The 11223-nt window shown below is 41.9% G+C and carries 8 protein-coding genes; 3 read left to right on the plus strand and 5 right to left on the minus strand.

The window, feature by feature from the left end; all coding sequences use genetic code 11:
- Positions 1–78: 78 nt before the first annotated feature.
- Positions 79–204 (plus strand): DUF4023 domain-containing protein, encoded by a 126-nt coding sequence (locus ACFVSW_RS09640; RefSeq protein ID WP_024030526.1) that lies wholly within the window; start codon positions 79–81, stop codon positions 202–204.
- A gap of 72 nt (positions 205–276) precedes the next feature.
- On the opposite strand, the gene ACFVSW_RS09645 is transcribed toward ACFVSW_RS09640, so the two are convergent.
- The 3 genes from ACFVSW_RS09645 to ACFVSW_RS09655 all read right to left on the minus strand — a co-directional run bounded on the left by ACFVSW_RS09645 (position 277) and on the right by ACFVSW_RS09655 (position 4249).
- Positions 277–942, minus strand: a complete 666-nt coding sequence (locus ACFVSW_RS09645) for a hypothetical protein (protein ID WP_387315111.1) — start codon at positions 940–942, stop codon at positions 277–279.
- 14 nt (positions 943–956) lie between these two features.
- Positions 957–2111, minus strand: coding sequence for an Alp7A family actin-like protein (locus ACFVSW_RS09650; RefSeq protein ID WP_387315112.1), 1155 nt, complete (start codon positions 2109–2111; stop codon positions 957–959).
- Positions 2112–2518: 407 nt separating this feature from the next.
- Positions 2519–4249: a L,D-transpeptidase family protein gene (locus ACFVSW_RS09655; RefSeq protein WP_387315115.1), complete on the minus strand. Its 1731-nt coding sequence runs from the start codon at positions 4247–4249 to the stop codon at positions 2519–2521.
- Between the two features lie 251 nt (positions 4250–4500).
- On the opposite strand from ACFVSW_RS09655, the gene rluF reads away from it, so the two are divergent.
- Positions 4501–5208 carry a 23S rRNA pseudouridine(2604) synthase RluF gene (rluF, locus tag ACFVSW_RS09660; protein ID WP_387315117.1) on the plus strand — a complete coding sequence of 236 codons (708 nt, stop codon included), beginning with the start codon at positions 4501–4503 and terminating at the stop codon, positions 5206–5208.
- 253 nt (positions 5209–5461) lie between these two features.
- On the opposite strand, the gene ACFVSW_RS09665 is transcribed toward rluF, so the two are convergent.
- Both ACFVSW_RS09665 and ACFVSW_RS09670 read right to left on the minus strand, forming a co-directional pair.
- Positions 5462–6730: an MFS transporter gene (locus tag ACFVSW_RS09665; protein WP_387315119.1), complete on the minus strand. Its 1269-nt coding sequence runs from the start codon at positions 6728–6730 to the stop codon at positions 5462–5464.
- Between the two features lie 371 nt (positions 6731–7101).
- Positions 7102–10194: an efflux RND transporter permease subunit gene (locus ACFVSW_RS09670; RefSeq protein ID WP_387315121.1), complete on the minus strand. Its 3093-nt coding sequence runs from the start codon at positions 10192–10194 to the stop codon at positions 7102–7104.
- A gap of 101 nt (positions 10195–10295) precedes the next feature.
- On the opposite strand from ACFVSW_RS09670, the gene ACFVSW_RS09675 reads away from it, so the two are divergent.
- Complete coding sequence (locus tag ACFVSW_RS09675; protein ID WP_387315122.1) at positions 10296–11129, plus strand: TetR/AcrR family transcriptional regulator; 834 nt, start codon at positions 10296–10298, stop codon at positions 11127–11129.
- Positions 11130–11223 lie beyond the last annotated feature (94 nt).

Consider the following 11223-nt stretch of genomic DNA (forward strand, 5'->3'; position numbering starts at 1 on the left):
GGGGATTTTTTTATTTGCATGTTTTCAATCCCTCCTGGTTACATTAACATTGTTTCAATTCTCAAGGAGGTTTGCGATATGGATAATAAAGATACTCATGAATTTGTCGAAAAGCTGCAGGAAAATCAGGAAAAGGCAAAGAAAAATAAAGAACAGCACGGTAGAGGAAACCCAAGCGAGAAACTGCCAAATCATAAGCATTAGTAGAGGAACCACTCCAACCAGCTATCAATTAAAACAAGCAGCCCCGCAATAATACAATGCGGGGCGCTCAGTTTACTTATTCATATTCGCCAGAAACCCGCCAAGCAGGTCATCGATATCAGGTTCTTCTGTTTCATCCGTTTGTTGAGGCTCCTTTTTTGCACTTTCCCAATCAAAGGTGTCGAGATCATCCGCACTATCATTTAAGTCCATCGCCGCGGCTGCTTCGTCGTGACCACTGACTTCTTCATCATTTGAAGCAGCTGCCTCGTCATAACCTCCATCGATTGTTGCAGCAAGTTCATCCTGACCGCTGATTTCTCCTTCGGTTGCAGCGGCAAGTTCCTCAGGAAATAATTCCTCCTGTAGATATAACGCCTCTTCAATGTCTAGGGAGTTACTATTTAAGGCAGCGAGTAAGGACGTCGACCGAACAGGATCCGAAATCAGCTGATAAAGAATACTTCCTAATAACGCCTCGGAATGCTCATGCTTTAACCAATCACGCTGTACCTTCGTCAACTTTTTCGGAAGCGGAATGGTAATAGACTCCTTTTCCCTTGAAAAAGAACGGCCTACACCCTGCACCACAAACTCCGCCAGTTTACTGGAAAAGTTTCGCCTTTCAGTTTCCTTTAATTTTTGCAGCTGTTTTAAAATATGATCAGGTGTATCAGAAGGGACGCGAAAAGACAGTGCCTGGCCTCTGTTAATTTCAGTTGCGGCTGCTTTTTTCATCGAATCACCCTAATTTAACTCTTTACCGGGGCAGCTTTTTGTTTCTCCGTTCTTCTAACAAAGTCCGTAATCAGCTTATAATAGGCATTGGCCATCATCCAAATGCTTTCCTTATCATCTTCAAAGAATTCAATATTATAACCATCTAGATTGTTATTTAATGTTTTTAGATAATCCTTTAACACATGGGAACCACCGCCAACAAAATAACAAATTTCTGTTTGCGAGTTTTTGGACCATACGTTTCGCAATAAACGGTATTCCTTTTTAGCAAGGTCAAGAAGAATCCGGTCGGTTATATCATGAACGCTTGTCCGGCTTCCTTTCACCATGATATGATTGCGGTCATTTTTTCGTGTAATAATTTCGACAACATCACGACGGCTGTCGAGCTCCACACCATGCTTTGATCTAATTTCTTCACGAATTGCCTCCAATGATTCTGAAACTCCTAAGTTAAAGCCCTGGGCCTTATCATCGTCGACATTGCGGTTCTTGATGACCGCGATATCTGTTGAAAGCCCGCCAATATCTTGAATTAATATCCGCTTATCAATTAAATCCTTATTAATAATTTTTGAGTTATTATCCATCACAAGGTTAATAAAGGCGGCAAATCCTTCGGGGTAGACCTTCACTTCATTGAACTTGATATTTACCTTCAATCCCTGATACTTCGGTGTGACGAGGAATTCAACCTGATGAACGGAACCGATTAATTTAGAGCGGTAGCCGGCGTCCTTGCCTTCCTTTACTTCCCTTAACGGGAGGCCCGTCCCCAGTGTATAGTTGGCATCAATGACATTCTTTGTGCGCGGAAATTCCCCTTTGACCGCATCCAAGGCCAGGGCTGTAAACAGCATAATTAACGTTTGGTCTTCCTCCGACTTGCTGCTGCCAGGGTCTAATTCGGCAGCATTATTACTTTTAGCTGCTAAATTTCCAACACGATAAATTAGATTATTCTCTTTCAGGGCAGGGGAGTGCACCTTGATATGAATTCCATCTAACGGCTCTTTCGCATCCAGCTCTTCAATACCAATAACAGGCCGATCTTCCGTGTCTCTCGCGACAATGTTTGGAATATTTAATTCATACTCTAGTTCTCCGAAAATAGCCTTGATGGAGTCATTGCCTACATCGACTGCTGCCATTCTAGATTTAGTCATAAAAATCATCCCTTCTCATTTAATAGATTTATGTGTAAAGGTTGTTATGTATCTCTCGTTCGTCCTCTTAAGGCTATAGGAGATTAATAGATTCTTCAATGGGGCGGGCCAAAACGAAATACAAGTGTAAAAATGTAAACATTTCGTAAACATAGGAAGTCTTGTAAACATTTTTGTAAACATCACTGACAACTTTGTATACATGCCGAAACCACGGGATGTGTACGAGTTTGTATACTTGTAAACAGATTTGTAAACATTAAGTATACAAAAGGTAAACAAGTTTACACTGATGTAAACGATGCCCTTAATGTTACAAATATTTCAATAGAGGAGTTCCAAATTTAAAAAGACAAATGAAAAGGCACCCTCTAAAAGGTGCCTTTTCAAACTAGTAAACTATGATGCTATTTCATCACTTTCCAGAACTCGCCTGCTAGCGCTTGATATCCAGTTAAGCTAAGGTGAATACTTTGTGGATTTGGCAGGTATTCTTGAAACTTGCTTGCAATTACTGTATCTGTTGGGACAAATGTATCATCATGCTGTCCAGCCTGAGCTTGAATTTGACCATTTAACCCTTGCAAAAATGGCAATAACAGCGCCTGCTGTTCTTTCGGGTAATATAAGAATGGGTTGTAATAGCCCATGATATAAACCTTCGCCTTAGGATTCAGTTGATCAATTGTGCCCAAGATGGAGTTTAAATTGTCACCTGCATTTTTAATTGCTTGTTGGATTCGAACTGAATCGAAAACATCATCTGGTTTTTCCGGAAGTACGGAAAGCAAATCATTTGCACCGATATCAAGGGTAATGTGTGTTGCTGTTTTGATTTCCTTTTGAACATCCGCTTTCTTTAATTGATCAATTAAATCGGCTGTTTTATATCCGGAAACACCAAAGTTAGCAAAATCAAGTAAGTCATACGATTTCTTAAAGTTGTTGGCAATATAATCAGGATACCCTAGATCTTTTTTTCCATCCGGAGTTATTCCCGCTGCCAAGGAATCACCTAAGGCAACATATTCAACCTGAACCCAGACACCATCTTCGCCTAAAATATACCCATTAATCGTTGTTTTTGCCGCCATTTCTCCACTTGTATAGAGATAATACCATTTGCCGTCCATTTTTAACCAGCCGGTTGCCATTGCACCGCTGCCAGTAAGGAAATACTTCTTCCCAGCTTTATCGAGCCAGCCGGTTTTCATGGCTCCGCTGGATTCTAGGTAGTACCACTTGCCATTAAGGGAAGTCCAGCCCGTTCTCATAGCTCCGTTCGCATCGAGATAGTACCATTCATTGCCGGTTTTTAGCCAGCCAGTCTTCATGGCCCCCGACTTTTCAAGATAATACCACTTGACGTTATTTGATAACCAGCCCGTTTTCATGGCACCAGACTTTTCCAGGTAGTACCACTTGCCGCCATTTAACAACCAGCCTGTTTTCATGGCACCGCTTTTTTCGAGGAAATACCACTTGCCATTATTTAAAACCCAGCCGGTCTTCATCACACCGGAGTTATCTAAGAAATACCAAGTTCCCCCTTGAGACAGCCAACCCTTTTGTGCAACACCATTACTATAAAAATACCAATTACCATTTGCTAGGACCCAGCCATTAGTGCTGACAGAATATCCATTTGCTTTAGCAATAGCGTCGAAACTGCTATCAGTATAGGTGATGATTACTGGTGTATACAGCTGAATTTTGTCATACAGCCAACGGACCTCTTCATTATGCATCCGCACACAGCCGGAACTGACATACTTGCCTATTGAACTTTCATTTGCATTTCCATGGATGGCATATGTTGTACCATATGTCCCCATTGCTTCTAACCCCATCCAGCGGTTGCCTAACGGGTTCCGCGGGTCGCCGCCAGGAATATTCCCCTTGTAATACGGCCGGTTGACAATCTTAGTTACAATCCTAAATTTACCTTCCGGGGTTAATTCCCTTGACCTCCCTGTTGCCACCTTAAAGGTTTTGACTAACTTTCCGCCATCATAATAGGCGAGTGTGTTAATCTTTTTGTTAATAATTAGTAATTGTGAACTACCTGCTGCATCTGTTTGCGTGGTAAAGAAAAAGATACCAAATAGCAAAACAAAAATAACCGATATTTTCCTCATATCTATCTCCTTATTATATAGTTTGTATTACAATAACATGACATCTTGAAATAATTTGTCATAATTTGATGAAGGAATTGTAATATTTTTTGATTTTAATAGAAAATTAGATTAAACTTTCCTTTTTCTTCGGCATTTCAATCTCATTAGGCAAAAATAGGAAAATGGTGCCTGACACCCATGAGCTTGAAAATAAGCTGACAGTTGGGTATTCTTAGACTACAATTATCCGCTTAAGGTGTGGTTTCAATATGCGTATTAATAAATTTATTAGCGAGTCAGGTAAGGCCTCCAGAAGAGGGGCAGATAAATTAATTAGTGAAGGAAGAGTCACGATCAATGGCAAAGCCGCCGAAATCGGCAGCCAAGTCGAACCGGGGGATGATGTCAGGATTGATGGCAATGCTATTAGTGTTTCAATGAACTATGTCTATATCGCTTTAAATAAACCCCCAGGAATCACCAGTACAACAGAACGTCATGTGAAGGGGAATATTGTTGATTTCGTCAACCATCCATTACGAATTTTCCATATCGGCCGCTTGGATAAAGATTCCGATGGGTTGATCCTGCTGACGAACGATGGCGATATTGTCAACGAAATACTCCGGGCCGAAAATAAGCATGAAAAGGAATATATTGTTACCGTCGACAGGCCGATTACGGCTGAATTTTTAAAGAGAATGGCAGAGGGCGTTGAAATTTTAAATACGAAAACGCTGCCCTCCAAAGTAAATCAGCTTTCTAAATATGTATTTGAAATCACTTTAACACAGGGATTAAATCGCCAAATTCGCCGGATGTGTTCAGCTCTTGGCTTCGGGGTTGTCAGGCTTCAGCGGACACGCATCATGAATATTCATTTAGGCAATTTACCGATTGGCCAGTGGAGAGACCTTTCAAAGAGAGAACGTAATCAATTGTTTGAAGAGCTAAACTATCAGCCTAAAGGTTGGTAAAAAAATAAAGGATGAACCAAAACAAATACATCTGTTTCGGTTCATCCTTATTTTTTTGGCTGTGTTAATGAACATTGTTGATTTTGAGCACAATGTTGATTGGAGTGGAAGGCGCGAGACTCCTGCGGGAGCAGCGGGACAGGTGAGACCCCGCAGGCGCTTTAGCGCCGAGGAGGCTCACCGCCCGCCCCGCGAACCGCTCGCGCCTGGAACGGAAATCAACATTCACTTTTAAAACAGCCATTTTTTAAACCTATACGGTTAATTCGAGTGGCTGCTTTTCTTCATTTCGCTGTTCTTTAATGAGAAACCCGCCCAGCAATCCGAGCAGTGAGAATAGGACTGGGATAATAAACCCATAGTGATAGCCAACGCTGCTTGCTGAAGACTGGAAATGGTCTAATACTTTCCCAAATATGATTGGTAATAGAACAGCACTTAAGAATCCTCCGGTATTCGCAAATCCTGAGATAACACCGACCTCTTTCATCGGAAAAGATTGGCGAACAACCGCAAAGGTCAAGGCACTTGCTCCATTTCCATACCCAATAATGAAGAATAGCATAACAAGCATGAAGAAAGGTGGCTTGCCGCTAAGTAAAACAAAGGCAATCCAACTTAAAAACACAATAATATGAACGATAATATAGGGCCGTTTGATGGATGCGAACCTGCTGGAAATCCAGCTTGTCAGTGGTGCACCAATGATTGCCCCAATCAGACCAACCATAATCAACTGACTCGCAGCAGAACGGCTCATTTCATAAACATGCATTCCGTAGGGAACGGCCCAAGAACCGATAAAGCCGACATACGAACCAACAAGACCAAAGTGACAGAGGAAAGTAGCCCATGCCTGACGGGTGGAAAAGATCCGCCGTAACAGAATCAGCGTATTTTCCCGCTTTTTCTCCTTTTTAACCTTGATAGAATCGTCCTGGAAGAGCTTCTTTGGTTTTTTTTCAAGCACAAAATATAGGAGAATAGCGCTCAGACATAGAATAATTCCTGTTATAAAAAATGGCGGTCTCCAGCCCGATAGCGAAATCCATGCAGAAAATGGAACAGTCGCCATTAAAAAACCAAAACTCCCGGCCATACCTGCAAGACCGAGTAAGCCGATAAATTCCTTCACTTTAAACCATTGGCTTAAAATAAGCACCAGATTAACCCAAATGGCCGCATCCCCGATTCCTGCCAATAATCTAGCAAGAAGAAGGAACGCCTCATTTCCTGCAAGGCTATACACTACTGCACCTAAACCATTCAGCAGTGCCCCGAAAATTAGAAAAAGATTTGGACCATAGCGGTCAGACAAGAGTCCAATTGGAATTTGCAAACCTGCATAGGCCAAAAATTGAATACTCGTCAGCAGCCCAATCACGGATGCCGTTACATGGAATTCTTTCATCAATTGATCCGTAATCAGTCCCGGAGCCGTTCGTTGACTGACGATTAAAAAGTACGTAAAAAAAACTGCGGCCAAAACGACCCATCTATAGCTGCTATTCTGCTTTTCCAATGGCCTCTACTCCCGTTAACTCTTATTTATCTCATTATTATACTACACAGAGATGGGTCATAGTCAGATTTGGAATTCGGGGACAGGGCACTGAAAAAGTCCCTTAAATTTAGATTGTGTGTCTAAATTGTCTGTTGATTTCCACTCCAGGCGGCTTCGCTTTCCACGGGCGTGCCGGTGAGCCTCCTCGGCGCTAGCGCCTGCGGGGTCTCACCTGACCCGTACTCCCGCAGGAGTCTTCGCCGCCTTCCGTTCCAATCAACAGAGTTCTTTTATCTAGGCTAAATTTAAAATTTTCAGTGCCCTCATTCAGGTACTGGCTCCTTGTCCATGAAAAATAAAGGAGGGACAGAAGCCTGTCCCTCTGTCCCTTAGTTTTCTTCTATTTCTTTTCGGTTTTTCTTAAATAATTTAGATAGTATTTCGTAGACAATTGGCACTACGAATAATGTTAGTAGTGTTGAGCTTGTTAGACCGCCGATTACGGTGATGGCAAGTCCTTTTGAGATTAGGCCGCCTCCGCCGCCTCCTGCGCCTAGTGCTAATGGGATTAACGCACCGATTGTGGCGATGGCTGTCATTAGGATTGGACGCAGACGGGTTGCCCCTGCCTCGAGAACGGCTTCACGCATATTCATGCCATCCCGTTCCATATGAATAATCCTGTCGACGAGGACGATGGCGTTCGTAACGACGATACCGATTAACATTAATAGCCCCATCATGACCGAGACTGAGATGGTTTCACCTGCAATTAATAAACCAACAAATGAACCAATGACGGCAAATGGTAACGAGAATAGGACCGAAAATGGAGCGACACCCTCTCGGAATGTGACAACCAGGATGAAGTACACGATGGCAACTGCCGCAGCCATAGCGACACCTAGCTGTGTAAAGGTATCAGACATGTCTGCCTGGACACCTGCAACGCCGACAGTCACACCTTTCGGTAAATCTAAGTTATCAACTTCTTTCCCAACTTTAGAGGTTACTTTTGAAATATCAGCACCTTTAATTTTTCCAGAAACGGTTGCGTAGTATTCACCTTTACTACGTGCAAGTGTATTTAGCGTTGTTCCTTTTTTCACGGTGACAAGCTCGGATAATGGCATTGTCGTACCAAGTGCTGTCGGGATTTGTTTTGCTAAAAGATCATCAATTGATTCCGGCTGTGCAGCTTGTTCCTGCTGAACGATGACATCTAAGGAGTTACCGTCCTTTTCAACCGTCGTTAACACATCTTGTGTTTTTTGCGGGCTTAACATCATAACGAGCTGACCTGCTGTTAAACCAACCTGCATCAATTTATCTTGCGCGACTCTGAATGTATACTCCACATACGCTTCCTCAGCACTTGTCGTCACATCTTTCAAGTCGCTTTGTTTTTTCATCACGTTTTCTACTTGTTTAACTGCTTTATTTAGTTTATTTAAATCTTCACTGTAGAAGGTGTAACTAACTTCATTAGTAGAGCCGCCCATTGAACCAAAAGCCTGGCTCTTCCATTTACCTGTTTGACCAATGCCAGCGACATATTTTTCAATCTTTTCTTTTACATCCGGGAAATTCTTCGTTTCCGGGTCAAAAATGAGATACATTAAGGCACCGCCTGAGCCGCCGCCGCCCATCATTGCAGCAGATGTATCGCCAGCCTTCGTGACAGATACTTGAACGATATTGACATCATCACGCTTTAGCATCTTCTCTTCGACCACTTTAACGTTGGCCAATGTATCTTCTGGAAGCTCGCCTGCTTTTGGTGTGTACGTTAAGTACATCACTTTATCCTCTTCACTGCCCATGAAACTAAAACCAATGAGCGGTGTTAACGCTAAACTTCCTGCTAGTAAAACAATCGCAAGGATGGAGGCTATTACTTTATGGTTAAGGGTTTTTTCAAGGAACCATTTATACCATTTCGCCATTTCACCGACTTCTTTATAGCTCTTGGCTGTTTTCACACCATATAATTTTTTCTTAAATAAGAAGTGCGATAGCGCCGGAACGATGGTAATCGCAACGAGTAATGATGCCCCAAGTGCGAAGGCCATTGTTAAAGCGAACGGAGCGAACAGCTCGCCAACCATACCGCCAACGAACATCAATGGTGCGAAAACCGCAACCGTTACTAATGTTGATGACATAATCGGTTTAAACATTTCAATCGTTGCTTCACGAACAAGAGCGCGGCCATTTAATTTCTCCTCTTTTAAATGCAGACGCCGGTAAATATTTTCAACTACTACAATCGAGTCATCGATGACCCGGCCGATGGCCACTGTAATCGCCCCAAGGGTCATAATATTTAAGGTAATATTCATCCAGTGTAAGAGCAGTAATGCCATGAAAATCGACACTGGAATTGAAACAATTGAAATAATCGTTGATTTAAAATCACGTAAGAAGAGCAGGATAATTAAGACGGCAATTAATCCGCCAAATACTGCCTTTTCAATCATCGTGGTCACGGATTCTTCGATTGGTTTTCCTTGGTCAAGGGTCACATCAATGACAAGACCATCGACTTTTGCCTTTTCATCCTTAATGACCTTCTTCACTTTGTTGACTACATCAACCGTGTTTGCCTGCTGACCTTTAACAATTTGGATTGCAATCGCGTCTTTACCGTTTGTTCGTGATATCGATTGTACTTTACCAACTGTATTAATGGTCGCGATATCGCCAAGCTTCACAAATGGGGTTGGATTAGCGGCTGATGGTGTGACAGGTATCAGCATATTCTTTAATTCATCCGCCGTCGTGAACTTGCCGTCAATGGCGACTGCTTGTTCACTTTCTTTAAACTGGTAAAGACCTAATGAAACTGACAGATTACTTGCTTGAATCATTTGCTTCACTGTATCTTCTGTTAAGCCAAATTCAGCCAATTTGGCTTTGTTATACGTAAGGTCCACTTCTTCAATATGCTGGCCGGTAATCGTTGCCGACGCAACACCCTCGATTTTTTCGATTTTCGGAAGTAAGCTTTCCTCTACTGTTGACGTTAAATCCACGATATCCTCTTTTGAACTACTTACACTCAAGGCAACAACCGGCATCATGTTCATACTAATCGCTGTCGTTGTCGGTTCTTGTGCTCCTTCCGGCAATTTAATGCCATCTAATGCCGATTGTAAGGCACGTTTCGCCTCATCCATGTCGATGCCATATTCGTACTCCACTTGAATACTTGACATGTTAGCATAGGAATTTGAATAAACGGCTTTAACGTGTTCAAGTCCTTCTACCGCTTTCTCAATTGGCATGGACACATCTTCCATTACCTTCTTAGGAGTTGCTCCTGGATAGACATCCATTACCATTAAGTAAGGAATCGAGATATTCGGAATCGTCTCCATATTCATACGTGTACCTGAATAAATACCAGATGCTGTAATGATAATCGTAAGCAGCCAGACTGCTAGTTTATTCCTTAAGACAAAATTAACTAAACCCTTCAACTATTACACCCACCCTTAATTGACTAATCAAACTCATTTCCTTATAATAATGACTCATGGGTCATTTGTCAATAATTTGACTATAGGAGCGATCAACTAACATGCTTAAAAAACAATTAATTATGGAGCGTGCGTTAGAACTTTTTGCGAAGCAAGGGTTTGAAGCCACCTCAGTGCAACAAATAACCGAGCATTGCGGTATTTCTAAAGGAGCCTTTTACTTATCCTTCAAGTCAAAGGATGAATTAATCATCGGCTTGATTGATCATTTTATGATGCAGATAACCGATGAAATTGACCATATAGTCAGAAATCCCAATGATGACGAACAACTTCTATATAAATTTTATTATGCAATCTATCATTCTTTTCATAAGCATTCTGATTTCGCCAAAGTTCTCATTAAAGAGCAGTCGCAAACATTAAATAAAGATCTCATTTTAAAAATGCAGTACTTCGACAAATTAATCGAGAACACAATCCTCTCAATGATTGAACGTTTATACGGCGAGGAAGTCAAACAAACAAAATATGATTTAATGTATTGTATTAAAGGCTTTATGAATACTTATTCACAGTTATTCGTCTTCTACAATGTGCCCTTGGATCTGAAGCTGCTATCGGAGTCACTTGTGGAAAAAACAAACTTACTAGCAAGACATACGACCGTCCCATTTATTTCACAAGAGCTGATTGAAATCGTTAAGCAGCCGATGAATGCAGAAGTAACGAAGGAACAAATCCTCGAAATCATCGGGCAAAGAATAGAAGAAATAGAAGAGTCAATTGAAAAAGAATCGTTAATCCTGCTACAAGGGCAGCTGCTTGAACCGACTTTACCGCCTGTAATTGTGAAAGGATTACTAGAAAATATTCGCAATCACCCTCATTGCAAATGGATTTCTTACTTACTTCGCCGCTACTATAATTTTTAGGCTGTGTTAAAAGAGAATGTTGATTTCCGTTCCAGGCGCTTCGCTTTCCGCGGGGCGGGCGGTGAGCCTCCTCGGCGCTAAAGCGCCTGCGGGG

The sequence above is a fragment of the Neobacillus sp. NPDC058068 genome, from assembly GCF_042885335.1.
GTDB lineage: Bacteria > Bacillota > Bacilli > Bacillales > Cytobacillaceae > Neobacillus.

Excerpts from the sequence above, each read along its gene's own strand:
- ACFVSW_RS09675 (WP_387315122.1), top strand. The coding sequence starts at position 10,296 with ATGCTTAAAAAACAATTAATTATGGAGCGTGCGTTAGAACTTTTTGCG.
- ACFVSW_RS09655 (WP_387315115.1), bottom strand. The coding sequence starts at position 4,249 with ATGAGGAAAATATCGGTTATTTTTGTTTTGCTATTTGGTATCTTTTTC.
- ACFVSW_RS09640 (WP_024030526.1), top strand. The coding sequence starts at position 79 with ATGGATAATAAAGATACTCATGAATTTGTCGAAAAGCTGCAGGAAAAT.
- rluF (WP_387315117.1), top strand. The coding sequence starts at position 4,501 with ATGCGTATTAATAAATTTATTAGCGAGTCAGGTAAGGCCTCCAGAAGA.
- ACFVSW_RS09650 (WP_387315112.1), bottom strand. The coding sequence starts at position 2,111 with ATGACTAAATCTAGAATGGCAGCAGTCGATGTAGGCAATGACTCCATC.
- ACFVSW_RS09645 (WP_387315111.1), bottom strand. The coding sequence starts at position 942 with ATGAAAAAAGCAGCCGCAACTGAAATTAACAGAGGCCAGGCACTGTCT.